Origin of the sequence: Streptomyces tricolor (assembly GCF_002155905.1) — a bacterium.
Taxonomy (GTDB): Bacteria; Actinomycetota; Actinomycetes; order Streptomycetales; family Streptomycetaceae; genus Streptomyces; species Streptomyces tricolor.
Map to the genome: position 1 here is coordinate 1 of NZ_MUMF01000182.1, position 17044 is coordinate 17044.

At 74.3% G+C, this 17044-nt stretch carries 15 protein-coding genes and 2 pseudogenes; 7 read left to right on the top strand and 10 right to left on the bottom strand.

The features are described from left to right. Positions 1-428 (bottom strand): annotated as a pseudogene (locus CCN44_RS14215) (peptidyl-tRNA hydrolase); the annotation flags it as partial. Between the two features lie 364 nt (positions 429-792). Here CCN44_RS14215 and CCN44_RS14225 point away from each other — a divergent pair. Together CCN44_RS14225 and CCN44_RS14230 are read left to right on the top strand one after the other, a co-directional pair. Beyond that, positions 793-1668 (top strand): ABC transporter ATP-binding protein, encoded by an 876-nt coding sequence (locus tag CCN44_RS14225; RefSeq protein WP_086697850.1) that lies wholly within the window; start codon positions 793-795, stop codon positions 1666-1668. Further along, positions 1665-2336, top strand: coding sequence for an ABC transporter (locus CCN44_RS14230; protein WP_086697846.1), 672 nt, complete (start codon positions 1665-1667; stop codon positions 2334-2336). Before CCN44_RS14225 ends, CCN44_RS14230 begins: the two co-directional genes overlap by 4 nt. Here the strand turns inward: CCN44_RS14230 and CCN44_RS14235 are convergent. From CCN44_RS14235 to zapE, 8 genes are all read right to left on the bottom strand, one after another. Then, positions 2328-2510 carry a hypothetical protein gene (locus tag CCN44_RS14235; protein ID WP_059253513.1) on the bottom strand — a complete coding sequence of 61 codons (183 nt, stop codon included), beginning with the start codon at positions 2508-2510 and terminating at the stop codon, positions 2328-2330. The genes CCN44_RS14230 and CCN44_RS14235 overlap by 9 nt on opposite strands. An 18-nt stretch (positions 2511-2528) precedes the next feature. Beyond that, entirely contained in the window at positions 2529-3374 is an 846-nt protein-coding gene (locus CCN44_RS14240; protein WP_059253515.1) for a polysaccharide deacetylase family protein, read from the bottom strand. 90 nt (positions 3375-3464) lie between these two features. After that, positions 3465-4991: an FAD-dependent oxidoreductase gene (locus tag CCN44_RS14245; protein WP_059253517.1), complete on the bottom strand. Its 1527-nt coding sequence runs from the start codon at positions 4989-4991 to the stop codon at positions 3465-3467. Between the two features lie 28 nt (positions 4992-5019). Beyond that, entirely contained in the window at positions 5020-5892 is an 873-nt protein-coding gene (locus CCN44_RS14250) for a PPK2 family polyphosphate kinase (RefSeq protein WP_059253519.1), read from the bottom strand. A 43-nt stretch (positions 5893-5935) separates the two neighbouring features. Continuing rightward, the gene (locus CCN44_RS14255; protein ID WP_059253520.1) at positions 5936-6760 is read right to left on the bottom strand and encodes a slipin family protein; all 825 of its coding nucleotides are present in this window, start codon (positions 6758-6760) and stop codon (positions 5936-5938) included. A gap of 106 nt (positions 6761-6866) precedes the next feature. Continuing rightward, positions 6867-8345 (bottom strand): SulP family inorganic anion transporter, encoded by a 1479-nt coding sequence (locus CCN44_RS14260; RefSeq protein WP_059253522.1) that lies wholly within the window; start codon positions 8343-8345, stop codon positions 6867-6869. Between the two features lie 8 nt (positions 8346-8353). Continuing rightward, positions 8354-8932, bottom strand: coding sequence for a carbonic anhydrase (locus CCN44_RS14265; protein ID WP_086697847.1), 579 nt, complete (start codon positions 8930-8932; stop codon positions 8354-8356). Between the two features lie 1421 nt (positions 8933-10353). Next, positions 10354-11457 carry a cell division protein ZapE gene (gene zapE / locus CCN44_RS14275; RefSeq protein ID WP_059253528.1) on the bottom strand — a complete coding sequence of 368 codons (1104 nt, stop codon included), beginning with the start codon at positions 11455-11457 and terminating at the stop codon, positions 10354-10356. Between the two features lie 37 nt (positions 11458-11494). Here zapE and CCN44_RS14280 point away from each other — a divergent pair, with 37 nt between their 5' ends. The 5 genes from CCN44_RS14280 to CCN44_RS46170 all read left to right on the top strand — a co-directional run bounded on the left by CCN44_RS14280 (position 11495) and on the right by CCN44_RS46170 (position 16348). Next, entirely contained in the window at positions 11495-12331 is an 837-nt protein-coding gene (locus tag CCN44_RS14280) for a pyrimidine reductase family protein (protein ID WP_059253530.1), read from the top strand. A gap of 129 nt (positions 12332-12460) precedes the next feature. Next, a complete protein-coding gene (locus CCN44_RS14285) occupies positions 12461-12934 on the top strand; it encodes an indole-3-glycerol phosphate synthase (protein ID WP_189397008.1) in 474 nt (157 codons plus the stop codon). Between the two features lie 221 nt (positions 12935-13155). Then, positions 13156-14547 carry a UDP-N-acetylmuramate--L-alanine ligase gene (gene murC / locus CCN44_RS14290; protein ID WP_086697848.1) on the top strand — a complete coding sequence of 464 codons (1392 nt, stop codon included), beginning with the start codon at positions 13156-13158 and terminating at the stop codon, positions 14545-14547. Between the two features lie 15 nt (positions 14548-14562). Further along, positions 14563-14970, top strand: a complete 408-nt coding sequence (gene msrB / locus CCN44_RS14295; protein WP_059253536.1) for a peptide-methionine (R)-S-oxide reductase MsrB — start codon at positions 14563-14565, stop codon at positions 14968-14970. Between the two features lie 79 nt (positions 14971-15049). Continuing rightward, the gene (locus CCN44_RS46170) at positions 15050-16348 is read left to right on the top strand and encodes a PP2C family protein-serine/threonine phosphatase (RefSeq protein ID WP_223283752.1); all 1299 of its coding nucleotides are present in this window, start codon (positions 15050-15052) and stop codon (positions 16346-16348) included. Between the two features lie 244 nt (positions 16349-16592). Here the strand turns inward: CCN44_RS46170 and CCN44_RS47815 are convergent. After that, a pseudogene (locus CCN44_RS47815) lies at positions 16593-16991 on the bottom strand (CHAT domain-containing protein); the annotation flags it as partial. Positions 16992-17044 lie beyond the last annotated feature (53 nt).

Below are 17044 nucleotides of genomic sequence, written 5' to 3' on the forward strand. Positions count from 1 at the left end.
GGCAGGGGCGGTTCGGGGTCGTCCAGCTCGGTGCCCGACACCTGGAGCTTCGCCAGCTCCTTCGGCCAGCCGTCCAGCGGGATGGGCGGGTAGACCCGGACCTCCGCGGACTTGCCGGTCACCGTGATCCCGGGCAGTGCCTCGGCGCGCCGCCACTCGGCGCCCCGGGCCCGCCGGACCACCTTCCGGATCCGGGCGTCCTCCCAGTTCCGCACCGCCTCGGCCCACTCGCCGTCCCCCTGCGCCCGCTCGTCGCCGAGCAGCACGAGAACGGCCCGCGCGGCCGTCTCCAGCGCATCGGTACGGGCGGGCGGCGCGCTCCGTTCCAGCCGTACGACGAGCGGCAGCACGAACTGGCGTGCCTCGTCGCGGGGGTCGGGTTCGGTGCGGAAGGGGCTGTCACTGGCGGGGGCGGGATCGTGGCTCACGGGAGCCCAGCCTACGAAGCCGCGAGAGGGCCGATCAACGCGCGGGCCCCGCGGGGGAAAATCCGGCGACACCGGTGAACCGGACTGCCACGCTCCCCCTCTTGATCCACTGAGGGGACCGAAGGGGGAGCGCGATGAGCCGGTACGCCGACGTCGGGGACGAGACGCTGTGGAACCCGTCCGACGGGGAGGCCCTTCCGGACGGGCCCCGGACAGCCGTACAGGGGCCGGCCGCCGGGGTGTCCGGGGCGGGGGACGGCGGACCCCGGGCCGCCAGGCCGCGGGCCAGGGCGGCCGGGCCGAGCCGGGGCGCGGCCCGTTGACCCGGGCAGGGGCCGGGCCCGACCGTGCCGTCATGGCCCCCGTGCACCGTGACCTGCGCCTGACCGCCGTGGGCCGCCGCTACGGCATCCGCGGCCCCTGGGTGCTGCGCGGCGTCGATCTCACCGTCGCCCCCGGCACCCTCACCCGGATCGAAGGGGCGAACGGCAGCGGGAAGTCCACCCTGCTCCGGCTGCTCGCCCGGCTCGACGCGCCCACCGAGGGCCGGATCACCGGCCGCCCGCGCACCGCGTACGTGCCCGAGCGGTTCCCGTCCGCCCTGCCGTTCACGGCCGCCGGCTACCTCACCCACCTCGGCACCGTCCACGGCCTCGGCCGGACGGCCGCCGCACGCGCCGCGCACACCTGGCTGGAGCGGTTCGGCGCGGACGCGTACGCCACCACGCCGATGGCGCGGCTGTCCAAGGGCAGCAGCCAGAAGGTCGCCGTCGCCCAGGCCCTGCTCGGCGACCCCGAGCTGCTGGTGCTGGACGAGGCGTGGACCGGTCTCGACGCGGCGGCCCGGGCCGAGCTGGAGCGGGCGGTGGCCGAGCGGACGGCCGCCGGCGGCGCCGTGGTCTTCGTGGACCACGACCCGCGCCGGCTCGCCGGGGCACCGGACGCGACGTACACGGTGACCGACGGCGCGCTGCGACGCCGCAGCGAGCGCGGCGGTACGGCGGACGGGCCGGTCACCCTCGTCGTCGCGCACGGGCCGGCGGGCGTTCCGCTGCCGCCGGACGCGGCCCGGACCGTCGTCTCCGCCGAGGAGACGAGCCCCGGCCGCCACCGTCTCGCCGTCCTCGCCTCCCACTCCGACGTCCTGCTGCGCGCCCTGCTCACGGCCCGCCCGCCCTGGCACGTGGTGCGCGTCGAACCCGCCGGCGCATCGCCCCCCGACCCCGGAAGCCGCCCATGACCGCACTCCTGCGCTACCAGGCCGACCTGCTGCTGCGCTCCCAGCGCTGGCTGCCCCCGGTGATCCTGTACGCCGTGTTCCTGGGCGTCGGCGTGCAGAGCGGCCAGCCGGTCCTGGACTCCCTCGGCTACACGGCCGCCGCGCTGCTGCCGGTGTCCGCCTGGCTGGTCCGGATCTGCGCCACCGGCGAGCCCCCCGCGGCCCGGGCCTGCGTCGCCGCCGCCCGCGGCCCCGCCCGGGCGCACCTCGCCTGTCTGCTGACCGCGCTGCTCGCGGCCGTGCTGCTGGGTGTGGCGGCCACCGTGGTGGTGACGCTGATCAGCGATCCCTGGAGCAACGGCCACCGGGTCCGCGTCCCCCCGCCGCGCGCCCTCGCCGCCGGGCTGCCGGCCGCGCTCGCCTGCGCCCTGCTCGGTACGGCCGTCGGCGCGCTCACCAACCGGCCGGTGCTGCGCTCCACCGGGCGTGCCGTGCCGGCCATGCTGCTGGGCGCGCTGCTCGCGATGGTGCTGGCCGGATCCCCGGCGCAGGCGGCCGTCAGCGGCCTGGTCTCCGGCTCGCAGACCGGCCGGGCGCCGCTGCCGCTGCTGCCGCTGGCCGGCGCGGCCCTGGTGACGGCCGCGGCCTTCGCCGTGGCGGCCCGGCTCGCCGCCCGCCGCTCACCCTGAGCAGGAGGTGCGCTCCGCCTCCCGCCACTCGCACACCGGGCACAGCGTGACGCCCTTGTACGACTCCGGGTACTCCGTCGGCTCCCGGCACAGCACGCACTCCGCGTACGGCGGTCCGTCGGCCTTGGCCGGCTTCACCGCGTCGGTGATCGTGCAGTAGTCCTCGTCGCTCATACCCTCAGCGTAGGACGGTCAGCGGCCGGCGCCGGTCTGGCCGATCAGTTCGGAGACCTTCACGAACCGGTAGCCGCGCTCGCGCAGTTCCGGTACGACCGTGCGGACGACCCGCTCGGTGGTCGGGGCGGCGCTGCGGGTGCAGTGCAGGACGACCACCGAACCGGGCTTCACGCCGTCGAGCACCTGCCTGACCACCGCGTCGGCGTCCGTGGCGAACGCGTCGCCGCTCACCACGTCCCACTGCACCGCGGTCACCCCGAGCCCGCTGAGCGCGCGCAGCGCCCGCTCGTCGTAACAGCCGCCGGGGAAGCGGAAGTACGGCATCGGATCCGGCACGCCCGCCTCGCGCAGGGAGGTGTACGCCCGCTGGACGTCCGCCCGCATCCCGTCGGCGGGGACGGTCGGCAGGCCATAGCAGTCGGCGGTGAACGCGTGGTGGCTCCAGGAGTGGTTGGCCACCTCGAACTGCGGGTCGCGGCCCAGGTCGCGGGCCTCGGCCGGGTACTGCTCGGCCCAGCGGCCGGTCATGAACACGGTCGCCGGCACCTTGAGCGCGCGCAGGGCGCCGATCAGGCCGGGGTTGTCGAAGCGCTCGCCGGAGGCCGCGCGGGGTCCCTGGTCGGCGGTCATGTCGGCGTCGAAGGTGAGCGCGACCGTCTTGCCCCGGGTGCGCGGGCCGTGCTCGAAGACCGGGGTCAGCCCGCCGGGGCCCGGCGCCAGCACGGGCGGACGGGCGGAGGACGGGGAGCCGGAGGCGGGGGAGGCGGCCGGGGCCGGTCGGTCACCGCCCGCGGTACCGCAGGCGGTGAGCAGCGCGCCCAGGACACAGACGGCGGCGATACGGCGTACGCGTGGGATCACCCTACGAACGTAGAGCAGAATGTCTGATTATGTGGCGATATGACTCACGGTCTGGCGGTGCGGTCACCCGCGCGGCGGCGGCCTCGCCCCTCACTCCTCCAGCTCCCGCCGCTCCAGGGGTTCGACCGCCGGACCCTGGATCACCGAGCCGTCGACCGCGAACCGCGAGCCGTGGCAGGGGCACTCCCAGGCGCGCTCGGCGCGGTTGAAGGAGACCAGACAGCCGAGGTGGGTGCAGCGGGCCGACACGGCGTGCAGGGCACCCTCGTCGTCGCGGTGCACCGCGAGCCGGGAGCCGCCGGAGCGGACCAGCGCGCCGTCGCCCGGCGCCAGACCGGCCACCGAGGCCGGCGGCTTCAGCCGGTCCCCGACGAAGTGCCGGGCCACCTCCGCCTGCGTCTTCAGCAGCGACGGCGCCTCACGCACCACCGACTTCAGCCGGCGCGGGTCGTACAGCTCGCGCCACGCGCACTCCCGGCCGGTGATCAGCGCGGTCAGCAGCAGCCCGGCCATGAGGCCGCCGCTCAGGCCCCAGCCGCCGAATCCCGCGACGACATAGGCGTGCCGGGCGCCCGGGTGCAGGGGACCGACCAGCGGGACCGTGTCGGTGGACTCGTTGTCCTGGGTGGCCCAGGCGTGGTCCAGCCGCACCCCCGGGAAGTGCACCTCCGCCCACGCGGCGAGACGGTCGAAGCCGGCCTGCGGATCGCCGGTGCCGGGCGTGAAGTGCTCCCCGGTGACCACCAGCAGCCGCTGCCCGTCCGCGCCGTGGGGCGCCGTGCGCACCGAGCGGGTGTTCTCCTCCGGCGTGATGTACATGCCCTCGGGATCCGGCCCGTCACCCAGCGGCCCGGCCACGACCAGTTCCCGGCGCGGGGACAGCCGGGTGAACAGCAGGGCCCGGTCGAACACCGGATAGTGGGTGGCCACCACCACGTCCCGGGCGGTCACGATGGCACCCTTCTCGGTCGTCAGCCGGCACGGCTCGCCCTCCGCCAGACCGGTGACCCGCGTGTGTTCGAACACCTGGCCGCCGTGCGCCAGCAGGTCGGCGGTGAGCGCCCGCAGGTACTTGACGGGGTGGAACTGCGCCTGCCCGGTCACCCGGACCGCACCCGCCACCGGGAACGGCAGCCCCGTCTCCGTGGTGAACGCGGCCGGCAGCCCCGCCTCCCGGGCGGCCTCCGCCTCCGCGCGCACCTCGGCCACCCGCGACCGGTCCCGGACATAGGTGTAGGCGTCCCTGGTCTCCCACTCGCAGTCGATGCCCAGCTCGGCCACCAGCGCCGCCGCGTGCTCGATCGCCTCCGTCTGCGAGCGGGCGTACAGCCGCGCCCCCTCGGGGCCCCGGGTGCGCCGGAGCCGGTCGTAGACCAGCGTGTGCTGGGCGGTCAGCTTCGCGGTGGTGTAGCCGGTGACCCCGGACACGGCCCGGCCGGCCTCCAGCACCGCCACCCGCCGCCCGGCCCGGGCCAGCTCGTGGGCGGTGCTCAGCCCGGCGATGCCCGCGCCGACGACCGCCACGTCCACCACGAGATCCCCGTCCAGGGCCGGGTGGGACGGTCCGGGAGCGGTCCGCAGCCAGTACGAATCGGTGACCTTCCGGTGTTCGCGCATGCCCGCCGGGTACCCCGGGCCGCCCGGCTCACGTCCCCTTCAGCAGCCGCTCCCGGCACCGCGCCACATCGAAGTCGGCCTCCGGATAGCGCGGATCCAGCTCGCGCAGCTGCTCCAGCAGGAGCCGGCTGATCGCCCAGTTGCGGTACCACTTGCGGTCCGCCGGGACCAGGTACCAGGGCGCGTACGGGGCCGCGCAGCGCTCCAGCGCCAGCTCGTACGCCTCCTGGTAGGCGGGCCACAGGGCGCGTTCGTCGATGTCACCGGGATCGAACTTCCAGCGCTTGTCGGGGCGGTCGAGACGGCGCAGCAGACGGCGCCGCTGCTCGTCGTAGGAGAGGTGCAGGAAGCACTTGACGAGGGTGACGCCGTCGTCGGCGAGGGCGCGTTCGAAGTCGTTGATCAGGCCGTACCGGCTGCCGATCTCGGCGGGCCGGGCGAGATGCCGGACCCGGGCGACGAGGACGTCCTCGTAGTGCGAGCGGTCGAAGATGCCGATCTCGCCGGGGCCGGGCAGCGCGCGCCGCACCCGCCACAGGAAGTCGTGCCGCCGCTCCTCCTCGGTGGGCGCCTTGAACGCCCGGATCCGGCAGCCCGACGGGTTGAGCTGGCCGATCACATGCTTGACCGTGCCGCCCTTGCCGCTGGTGTCCATGCCCTGGAGGACCAGCAGTATCCGGCGGTGGTCACCCGCGGTGCCCGCCGCCCAGAGCCGCTCCTGGAGACCGGCCAGGTGCCTGCCCATGCGTGCGGTGTCCGCCCGCGTGGCCCGTTTGCCGTCCGGGGCGCCGGGGGTGGCCCGGGTGTCGTACCCGGACAGCTCGATCCGCTCGCCCGGCGGGAGACGCAGCAGCTCCCGGAGCGGCGGCTCCCCGCGCTTGCCGCCCGGCTTCCTGGGCACGCGCGCTCCTTCCGTCCGGTCCGGGACACCGCCGGGGCGCCCGTCAGCCGGGATGCGGGCCGCCGTCGGTGTGCGGCTCGGGCTGCCGGCCGGTCCCGGGGAGCGACGGCTGCCCGCCCCGCTCCAGGAAGTGCAGCAGCTCCACCGGGATGGGCAGGACCAGGGTGGAGTTCTTCTCGGCCGCCACCGCCATCACCGTCTGCAGCAGCCGCAGCTGGAGCGCGGCCGGTGTGTCGGCCATCTGCTGGGCGGCCTCGGCGAGCTTCTTGGAGGCCTGGAGTTCGGCGTCCGCGTTGATGATCCGGGCCCGGCGCTCCCGGTCGGCCTCGGCCTGGCGGGCCATCGACCGCTTCATGGTGTCCGGCAGGGACACGTCCTTGATCTCGACCCGGTCGACCTGGACGCCCCAGCCCACCGCCGGACTGTCGATCATCAGCTCCAGGCCCTGGTTGAGCTTCTCGCGGTTGGAGAGCAGATCGTCCAGATCGCTCTTGCCGATGATCGACCTGAGGGAGGTCTGCGCCATCTGCGAGACCGCGAACTTGTAGTCCTCGACCCTCACCAGGGCGCTCGTCGCGTCGATCACCCGGAAGTAGACCACCGCGTCCACCCGGACGGTGACGTTGTCCCGGGTGATGCCCTCCTGGGCCGGGATCGGCATGGTCACGATCTGCATGTTGATCTTCTGTAGCCGGTCCACGAAGGGGATGATCAGGTTCAGGCCCGGCGACCGTACGTCCCCGGTGACCCGGCCCAGCCGGAACAGCACACCCCGTTCGTACTGCTTGACCACCCGCGCCGCCGCCGCCAGATAGACCACACCGGCGGAGCCCGCGGCCATCAGGGCCACCAGAAGGTCCTCGACCATGGTGACCTCCTCACACAGAGGCCCGGTTTGTCTGCTGTTGCCACGATAGGCCCGTGGGGCCGGGATGCCGAGACTTCTCGGCGTCCCGGCCCCACGGGCGGGTCCGTCAGGCGGCCGTGACCAGCTTCACCGGCTCCGTGCCCGCCGAACTGTGCCGTTCGGCCCAGTTCTCCAGGGCGGTACGGCAGGCGTGGTCCAGGTGGTGCAGCCCGGACAGATCGAGCTGGACCGGGCGGTCCTGGGGCAGCGACTCCAGGCTGTCCAGGATCTTCGGCAGCCGCAGGAAGGTGGCGTTCCCCGACAGGTGCGCCTCCACCGGGCCCGCGCCCTTGTCCACGACCTCCAGCTTGACGTGCGAGGCCTCCCAGGCGGTCTTCACCACCGCCAGCGCGAGACCGATGAGCACGCCCTCGAACATGCTGACGGCCACGATGCAGACGGCCGTGGTGGCGAGGACCAGCGCCTCACCGCGGTGCTCGCGCCAGAGCACGGCCAGCGACTTGACCGGGATCAGCTTGGAGCCCGCGTGGATCAGGACGCCCGCGAGGGCCGGGATCGGGATGTAGGCGAGCACGTCGGGCAGCAGCGCCGCGAACAGCAGCAGCCAGACGCCGTGCAGCACCCGGGAGGCCTTCGTCCGGGCGCCGGCCTGGACGTTGGCGGCGCTGCGCACGATCACCGCGGTCATCGGCAGCGCGCCGAGCACACCGCACACCATGTTGCCGGCGCCCTGGGCGACGAGTTCCTTGTTGTACTCGGTGCGCGGCCCGGAGTGCAGCCGGTCCACGGCCGCCGCGCTGAACAGCGACTCGGCGGACGCGATCAGGGTGAAGGCGATGACCGTGCCCAGCATGCCGACGCCGGCCAGCTCGCCGAAGGCGCTCAGCGGCGGCGGCTGGATCGAGCCGAGCAGGCCCTTCACCTCGACCGTGGCCACGGGCAGGTCCAGTGCGAACACGGCCAGCGTGGCGAGTCCGACCGCGGCGAGCGGCCCGGGCACCGTGCGCACCTTCGCCGGGGCGTGCTTCCAGAGGAACAGCATCGCGACGGTGACGGCGGCCACCGCGAGGGAGGCCAGGGCGTCGGTGTCGCCGAAGGCGTCCCAGAACGCGCCGGGCAGCTGGAAGATCTTGTCCAGGCCGGAGTCGGGTGCCTTGGTCGCCATCGCCGGATACAGCTGCCCGGCGATGATGACCAGGCCGATTCCGGCCAGCATGCCCTCCACGACGGAGACGGAGATGGCGCGGAAGTAGCGCCCCAGCCGCAGCAGGCCCATGCTCACCTGGAGCAGACCGGCGACGAGCACGATCACGCCGAGGGCCGGCAGGCCGAACTCCTTGATCGCCTCGAAGACGAGCACGGTCATACCGGCCGCCGGACCCGACACCTGCAGGCTGCTGCCGCGCATCAGCCCGGTGACGATGCCGCCCACGATGCCGGTGACCAGACCGAGTTCGGCCGGGGCCCCGGAGGCGACGGACACGCCCACGCACAGCGGCAGCGCCACCAGGAAGACCACGAGCGAGGCCGCGAAGTCCTCCTTCAGGTGGGGGAAGCGGGATATGGGGGTGCGGTTGTCGGTCATCGGCGCGCTCACAGGGCGTCGAAGGTGTCGGTCTGCGGGCGGTGCGTCCGTACGGCGCCGGTGTGCACCTCGTAGTACCAGGCGTGCAGGTCGAGCTGACCCTCCTTCAGCTTCCGCTCGACGCAGGGGTACGAGCGCAGCCGGAGCAGCTGGGTCAGGACATGGCTCTGCACGCCCTCGGCGACCTCGGGGTCCTCGGCGGGGCCGGCCGGACGCGGGGTGGCCGAAACCAGCCAGTCACGCACGGCGGGCACGCCGTTCAGGTCGTCACCGCGCACCAGTGCGCCGACGGCGCCGCAGTGCGAGTGGCCGCAGACCACGATGTCGCGGACGCCGAGCACCTCCACGGCGTACTCGATGGTGGCCGCCTCGCTGGTGGGGTGCTCGGAGGCGTAGGGCGGGACGATGTTGCCAGCGGTGCGCAGCTCGAACAGCTCGCCGGGGCGGGCGCCCGTGATCAGGGCCGGGACGACTCGGGAGTCGGAGCAGGTGATGAACAGGACCTGCGGGGACTGGCCTTCGGCGAGTTTGGCGAACTCCTCAGGGCGCTGTCCGAACGTACGGGCGTTGTCGATGAGGGGCTGCATGTGTCTGGGTTCCTCCTGGCGCGCCTGCCTGGCGCGTCGGACTTGAACAACGGATGTGGGGGGGCTGAAGGAGAGCGGCCGGCTGTCAGCAGCGGAAGACCTGAAGCGCTGCCGGGGTGTGGGCTCTGGAGGCTCTCGGTGTGGTGTGCGGGCGGGATCCGTCGGGAGGCTCCGACGGGTCCGCACCGGCCGCCCGGTTCGACATGAGGGCGCGTTCCTGGCTGCAGCAGGACGCGGGGCAGCGGTTCCGGTCGCGCACCTGGGGGAGGCCCACGGGTTCGTCCGGCCGGCCCGGGGTGCGGGCCTTCTCCGCTCCGTCCCGCAGCGGCTGCACGGAGGGGATGATTCCGGTCTCAGCCTTGGCTCGTGCCTGACCGCACGTATGCGCGGACGCGAAGGTTCCGGCGGGCACGAGCAGTTGGAACGCGAGCAGGGTCATGCCGAGGAAGGTGAGCAGCGTTCTGGTTGTCGTACCTCGGAACACGAGCCCCCCTCCCCGCGCGTTCACGTTTCTTGTCCAGACCAAGTAGTGGTCAATGGATGGTCAAGAAACACGTTAGCCCGGCAAAGTCGTTTGCAGGGTTAACTGAACGTTAAGTGCCCAAGAGAGCGTGAAAAGTGCGGGTGACGTGTCTTGAAGTCGCTCTTGATCTAGGTACTCTGATGGGATATTGGGTGCCCTCGATCTTGGTGCGCTCCGCCGTCCTCCGCACGCATCGGTACCCGGCCGGCGCCCGCCTCGGAGAGGGGTGAGGGGCGGAGCGGGGCGGTGGAGACGGCGCGGGAGGCGAGGGCCCGGGCCGCTGGCGCCGAGGCGTCGTGCCCGGCCGTAAACGTCCATGATCGGCCGGACTGATCCGCGGCCCGGTGGCTGTCTTCCGGGGCGAGCCGGTTCCGGGCGACGGCACCCCTGGCCGATCCGGGCCGGGGCGGGTGCGTGCGGCTGCGAGGCGGAGGAGGCGGCCGACGCGCGAGGGGATCCCCGGCGAGCGGAGCAGAGCGTGGGGGAGGCGGGGGCCGGCGACCACGCCGCGGATGTGCGGTCCGGGCCTCCGTCCGCCGGCAAGAGCCGGAGGGGAGGCCGTGGAGGACATCCTGTCGATCAGGTGTCGCGCCGGGCGGGTGTGCCGGCCGGGGCGATGGCGGCGAGGTGGCGGCCGGGCTGTCCGCAGCGGGTGGCGCTGCCGCGCCCTTGCCCGAGGCGGTGGAAGCGGCGGTCGACGGCGTTGCGGCGGCGGTGGACGGCGCTGCCGGAGGCGCGGGGCCGTTCAGGCGTCGTCGGCCCGCGAGCGGATCGGCCCCCTCGGAGAGGGCCGCTGTCGTGCCGCGTCTGCGCAGGTGGGCGCGGCAGGCGCGGGCCGAGCGGCCCTTGCCGGCCCCCGCCCGCTCCGGCCGCGACCGGGTGCGCGGAACGACGCCGCCTAGGCGCCGACGAGGCCCTTGGCGTCCCGCGCCAGTGCGGTGAGGCGGGATATCGCGCGGAAGTACTTCTTGCGGTAGCCGCCGTTCAGCATCTCCTCGCTGAACAGCCTGTCGAACGGCAGCCCCGAGGCCAGCACCGGGACCTCGCGGTCGTAGAGCCGGTCCGCGAGCACCACCAGGCGCAGCGCCGTCGACTGGTCCGGCACGGGCTGGACGCCGGTCAGGCACACCGCCCGCACCCCGTCGGTCAGCGCGCCGTACCGGCTCGGGTGGACCCTGGCCAGGTGCTCCAGCAGATGCGGGAAGTCGTCCAGCGAGGCGCCCTCGGTGGCGAAGGCCGTCTTCATGACCTCCTCGTCGGAGAAGGGCGCCGGAGCCTCGGGCAGGCCGCGGTGGCGGTAGTCCTCGCCGTCGATGCGCAGGGTGCGGAAGTGGGCCGACAGGCCCTGGATCTCGCGCAGGAAGTCGGCCGCGGCGAAGCGGCCCTCGCCCAGCTTGCCGGGGAGCGTGTTGGAGGTGGCGGCGAGCGCGACGCCGGCCTCGACCAGCTTGCCGAGCAGGGTCGACACGAGGACCGTGTCGCCGGGGTCGTCCAGCTCGAACTCGTCGATGCACAGCAGGCTGTGCCCGGACAGCGTGCGCACGGTCTGCTGGAAGCCGAGGGCGCCGACCAGGTTGGTCAGCTCCACGAAGGTGCCGAACGCCTTGCGGGACGGCTCCGCCGGGGCGGCGTGCCACAGGGAGGCGAGCAGGTGGGTCTTGCCGACGCCGTAGCCGCCGTCCAGATACACCCCGCGCGGGCCCGCCGGGGCCTTGGGCGCCTTGGCCCGGCCGAAACCGAACAGTCCGCGCCTGCCGCCGCCGGCGGCCTGCGGTGCGCCGAGCCCGGCCGCGAAGCCCTCCAGCACCCGGACGGCCTCGGTCTGGCTGGGCTGGTTCGGGTCCGGGATGTACGTGGCGAAGCGGACCGAGTCGAAGCGCGGGGGCGGCACCATCTCGGCGACCAGCCGGTCCGCGGGGACGTGCGGCTCGCGGGCGCACAGGGACAGAGGGCCGGCGTCCGGCAGAGGACTGGAACCGGGGGCGGCGGTGGAGGACGACACAGTTCTCCATGCTAAGCGCCGTGTCACACTGCACGGCATGCGACGCCTGTTCCCTGTGACCGAAGAAACAGCAGCCCAGGCCCCTGCCGGGAGCCCGGAGGGGGAGACGGCCGGTGCTCATGCGGCGCACGGGCCCGGCGAGAACCGCGAGTGGAGCCTCGCCGAGCTGGCCGCCGCCTACGCCTACCCGGAACCCGCGCCGGGCGCCCCGCGGCCGTGGCTGCGGGCCAACATGGTCTCGTCCCTCGACGGCGCCGCCCAGCACGAGGGCCGCTCCCAGCCCATCTCCAGCGCCACCGACATGCGGATCTTCGGCACCCTGCGGGCGCTGGCGGACGTCGTGGTGGTGGGCGCGGAGACGGTGCGGCAGGAGGGGTACCGCCCGGCCCGCGCGCGTGCTGAGTTCGCGGGGGCCCGCGAGGCCGCCGGACAGGGCCCGGCCCCGGCGATCGCGGTCGTCTCCGCGAGCCTGGAGCTGGACTTCACGCTGCCGCTGTTCACCTCGCCCCTGGTGCCCACGCTGATCCTGACCGGGGCCGCCGCCGCTCCCGACCGGGTGGCCGCCGCCGAGAAGGCCGGTGCCCGGGTGCTGATCGCCGGTGCGGGCATGGGTGTGGAGCCGGCGCGCGCGGTGCAGGCCCTGGCCGGCCTCGGCCACACCCGGCTGCTCACCGAGGGCGGCCCCCGGCTGCTCGGCCAGCTGATCGCCGCGGAGGTGCTGGACGAGCTGTGCCTGACCGTCTCGCCGACGCTCACCGCGGGCAGCGCCCAGCGCATCGCCGGGGGGCCCTCGGTCGCCGTGCCGCACCGCTTCGAACTCGTGTCCCTGCTGGAGGAGGACGGATTCCTGTTCGGTCGCTACCGTCGGTCCTGAAAAGAGCGGAATCCGCCGTTCCGCTTAGCTTCCGGTGGGCAGACTTAGACCGGCAGTACCCGTGCGATCACGGGGAAGGATGGTTTCCGCAGGGGCCCTGCCGGGCCCTCTAAGGAGAAGAGGCGCCTGGTGTTCACAAGCGTTCTGATGATCGAGAAGGCCCTGACGTCCGCCGACGTGGAGTTCGTCACCACCTTGCACGGGGACGAGCCCGTCTCCTTCCACGTGCTGCTCCAGCCGCGCGGCGAGCAGGCGGACCGGCTGCTGCGGGCCATCGACGACATCGCGCTCGGCGAACTCGACGAGGCGGTGCGTGAAGGCGAGACGCCGGAGGGGCAGGAGGCGCGGAGCGTGGGGCAGCAGGCCCTCGACGTGTCGCTCCAGGCGTTGCGCGCCGCGGGCAGCGCGGCCGAGGGGCGGCTGGTCGAGGACCATCCGCTGGACGCGCTGAAGGCCCTGGTGGCCGAGGTGGACGCGGACGAGGTGATCGTGCTGACCGATCCGCACTACGTGGAGGAGTTCTTCCACCGGGACTGGGCGTCCCGGGCGCGGCACAAGGTGGGCGTCCCGGTGCTGAAGCTGTTCTCGCACAGCAAGGCGTAGGCGCTCCGCCGGGTCGGCCGGTGAGCGCCGCTGGGAGGCGGGGTGCGTTCGCGGGTGCGGGTGCGTTGCGGCTCGTCGCGCCCACGCGGCGGAGCCGCACGTCGCTGCCGCCCCGCGCCCCTCGGGCCGGAGCGGGGTGCCCCTCGTTGCAAGGCGGCCGGTGCCTGAGCGCATAGGCTAGGGGCCGCTCAGCCTCGTACCGGAATCTTGGGGAGAAACGCATGGCACCCGGCCTTCCTACCGCCATGGACCGACCGCACTTCATCGGCATCGGCGGCGCCGGGATGTCGGGCATCGCCAAGATCCTCACGCAGCGCGGGGCCAAGGTGGCCGGCAGCGACGCCAAGGAGTCGGCGACCGCCGAGGCGCTGCGGGCGCTGGGCGCCACCGTGCACATCGGGCACGCCGCCGAGCACCTCGCCGACGACGCCAGCTGTGTCGTCGTGTCGTCGGCGATCCGCCCGGACAACCCGGAGCTGACCCGCGCCGCCGAGCTGGGCATCCCGGTGGTGCACCGCTCCGACGCGCTGGCCGCGCTGATGGACGGGCTGCGGCCGATCGCCGTGGCCGGCACCCACGGCAAGACCACGACCACCTCCATGCTGGCGGTCTCGCTCACCGCGCTGGGCCTGGAGCCGTCGTACGCCATCGGCGGCGACCTGGACGCGCCCGGCTCCAACGCGCTGCACGGCGAGGGGGACGTCTTCGTCGCCGAGGCCGACGAATCGGACCGCAGCTTCCACAAGTACGCGCCCGAGGTCGCCATCGTCCTCAACGTCGAGCTGGACCACCACGCCAACTACGCCTCCATGGACGAGATCTACGAGTCCTTCGAGACGTTCGTGGACCGGATCACCGACGGCGGCACCCTCGTCGTGTCGGCGGACCACGAGGGCGCCCGGGAGCTGACCCGGCGCGTGCGCGGGCGCGCGGTGCGGATCGTGACCTACGGCGAGGCGGCCGACGCCGACGTCCGGGTGCTCTCGATCGTCCCGCAGGGACTGAAGAGCCAGGTCACCGCGGTGCTGGACGGACAGGAGCTGACCTTCGCCGTCTCCGTGCCCGGCCGGCACTACGCCCTCAACGCGGTCGCCGCGCTCGCCGCCGGTGCCGCCCTCGGTATCCCGGCCGCCGAACTGGCCCCCGCGCTCGCCGCCTACACCGGCGTCAAGCGGCGCCTCCAGCTCAAGGGCGAGGCGGCCGGCGTCCAGGTGATCGACTCCTACGCCCACCACCCGACCGAGATGACCGCCGACCTGGAGGCCATGCGCGCCGCCGCCGGTGACGCCCGGATCCTCGTCGTCTTCCAGCCCCACCTCTTCTCCCGTACCCAGGAGCTGGGCACGGAGATGGGGCAGGCGCTGGCCCTCGCCGACGCCTCGGTGGTGCTGGACATCTACCCGGCCCGCGAGGACCCGATCCCCGGCGTGACCAGCGAGCTGATCATCGAGGCCGCGCGCGCGGCCGGCGCCGACGTCACCGCCGTGCACGACAAGGCGGAGAGCCCCGCGGTGATCGCGGGAATGGCGAAGCCCGGTGATCTCGTTCTCACCATGGGCGCGGGCGACGTGACCGACCTGGGCCCGCTGATCCTGGACCGCCTGTCGCAGTAAAGGGGCTGAGAGCTGATGTCGTACGACGTCGAGAAGCCGGACGAGCAGTGGCGCGCGGAGCTGAACCCGGCCGAGTACGCCGTGCTGCGCCAGGCCGCCACCGAGCCGGCCTTCACCGGTGAGTACACCGACACCAAGACCAAGGGCGTGTACTCCTGCCGGGCCTGCGGCGCCGACCTGTTCACCTCCGACACCAAGTTCGAGTCGCACTGCGGCTGGCCGTCCTTCTACGACCCGAAGGACACCGACGCCGTGGAACTGGTCGAGGACCGCTCCCACGGCATGGTCCGCACCGAGGTGCGGTGCGCCCGCTGTGGCTCCCACCTCGGGCACGTCTTCGCGGGCGAGGGCTACCCGACACCCACCGACCAGCGGTACTGCATCAACTCCATCTCCCTGCGGCTGACCCCCGAGGAGAGCTGAGCCCCTGCGCGGGGCTGCCGGGGCGGCCGGGGCTGGTGCCCCGGTCGTCCCGGTTTGAGATTCTGTGAGGGTGTTGGGTGTGGCGCGGTGGATCCGGTCCCGGCGCAGGCCCCGGCCCGTCGCCGCCGGCCGCCGCCCGGACGGCGGCTGCCCCGGCGAGGCCGAGCAGGCCGCACGGGCCGCCGTGCCGCTGAGCGCCCTGCGCGAGACCCTGGCCGGCATCGGCACCACCCTCGACGCGGACACCACCTGCGCCGAGCTGACCCGGGCCGCCGTACGCCTGGCCGGCGGAGCCGCCGCCGTGCTGCGCCGCGCCGGGGACACCGCCCCCGGGTACGAGGCGATCACCGGCGACGCCGAACTGCTGCCCGACGTCCGGTGGGCCGCCGCCGCGGCCCGCGAGACGGAGGTACCGCCCGTCGGCGCGGGCCCGGACCCCTGGCCGGCGCACACCGGTGCCCCCGGCGCCGCCCTCGGCGCCCCGCTGACCAGCGGCGACGAGGGGTACGGCGTGCTGGTGTGGGCGCGCGCCGGGACGCCGCCGCGCCGCGCCGAGGCCGAGCTGCTCGCCCTCCTCGCCGAGCACGCCGCCTCCCACCTCCGGCACGCCCGCGCCTACGCGCGGGTCAGCCGCACCGCCGGCGATCTGCAACGCGCCCTGCTCGCCGAACCCGGCCGGCCGCACCCCAACCTGGACGTCGCCATCCGCTATCTGCCGGTGGGCAGCACCGCCCTCGTCGGCGGTGACTGGTGCGAGACCGTCCGGCTGCACTTCGGCCGGACCCTGCTGGTCGTCGGCGACGTCATGGGGCACGGTCTGGAATCCGCCGTCGACATGAACGCCTACCGCTCCTCCCTGCGCTACATCGCCTCCGCCGACCTGCCCCCGCACCGGGTGCTGCGGCAGATGGACGACATCGCCTCCGGCGAGGCCGACCGCAGACCCGCCACCTGTCTGCTCGCCCGCGTCGACCCCGGCCGGGGCCAGGTCACCCTGGCCAGCGCCGGCCACCTGCCGCCCGCGCTCATCGACCGGGACGGCGTCACCGGGCTGCTGTCCGTGCCGGTCGGGCCGCCGCTGGGCACCGGACTCGGCGGATACGAGTCGGCCACCCACCGGCTGGCACCCGGCGAGACCCTCGTGCTGTTCACCGACGGGCTCGTCGAACGCCGGGGCGAGGACATCGACCGCTCCCTGGACCGGCTGGCCGCGCTGGGCTTCGCCGCCGGGGACGCCGTCGACTCCGTCCTGGAGACGATCCTCGGCCGCCTGGACGCCCGGCACGCGGAGGACGACGTCGCCGTCCTCGCCGCCCGCCCGCACATCCGGCAGGGCGCCGCGGCACCCGGGGAGACGGGGGGCCCGCCGACCGGCTGAACGCCGCACGGGGGAGGCCGCCCGGGATGCCGGACAGCGGCCCCCGGTCGGCGGTCCGGTGCCGTGCGGGGTCAGGCGCCGGCGTGGACCAGTGCGGACCAGGTCCAGGGGCGTTCCGGGTCGGCTGCCCGCAGTGCGCGGACCGTGTCGTGCAGGGCGAGCGCCGCGGCAGCGGGGCGGGGGAGTGCAGGGCGGGGGCCAGGGCCTGGTGGAAGGCGGCGGCGGCCTTCGCGGCGAAGGCGTCCCCGACCTCCCACAGCGTGGCCACCGACTGCGTGTAGCCCGCCACCTGGAAGACCGAGGCCAGATGGATGACCTCGTCGACGAAGGCGGGCGAGGCGCTGCCGCGAGCCGTGCCGCAGGCCGACAGATACGCCAGCTCGGCCGACTCCAGATGCAGCTCGGCGATCTCCCCGACGTACAGGTCCCCGTCGGCGAGCAGCAGCCGGCCCGCCGCCGCGTCCTCGGCGTCGCTGTCGGCGTGACAGGCGAAGTGCACCACCGCCGCGGCCCGCAACGCCCCGCACACCGCCGCCCGGGTGGCCTCCGGCCCGATCAGCCGCTCCCCGCCGCTCGCCGCGACCGCCCCCGCGGCTTCGGCCACCGTCCGGGCCAGCGGTTCCTGCCCTGGCGTCTCGGGCATGGCCACCGCGAGGACATCCCGCCGGCCCGGGGCGGCCCGCCGGCGGGCCCGGC

Coding starts and splice junctions, on each gene's coding strand:
- CCN44_RS14230 (WP_086697846.1), top strand. CDS start 1,665: ATGACCGCACTCCTGCGCTACCAGGCCGACCTGCTGCTGCGCTCCCAG.
- CCN44_RS14235 (WP_059253513.1), bottom strand. CDS start 2,510: ATGAGCGACGAGGACTACTGCACGATCACCGACGCGGTGAAGCCGGCC.
- CCN44_RS14245 (WP_059253517.1), bottom strand. CDS start 4,991: ATGCGCGAACACCGGAAGGTCACCGATTCGTACTGGCTGCGGACCGCT.
- CCN44_RS14255 (WP_059253520.1), bottom strand. CDS start 6,760: ATGGTCGAGGACCTTCTGGTGGCCCTGATGGCCGCGGGCTCCGCCGGT.
- CCN44_RS14260 (WP_059253522.1), bottom strand. CDS start 8,345: ATGACCGACAACCGCACCCCCATATCCCGCTTCCCCCACCTGAAGGAG.
- CCN44_RS14265 (WP_086697847.1), bottom strand. CDS start 8,932: ATGCAGCCCCTCATCGACAACGCCCGTACGTTCGGACAGCGCCCTGAG.
- CCN44_RS14280 (WP_059253530.1), top strand. CDS start 11,495: ATGCGACGCCTGTTCCCTGTGACCGAAGAAACAGCAGCCCAGGCCCCT.
- murC (WP_086697848.1), top strand. CDS start 13,156: ATGGCACCCGGCCTTCCTACCGCCATGGACCGACCGCACTTCATCGGC.
- msrB (WP_059253536.1), top strand. CDS start 14,563: ATGTCGTACGACGTCGAGAAGCCGGACGAGCAGTGGCGCGCGGAGCTG.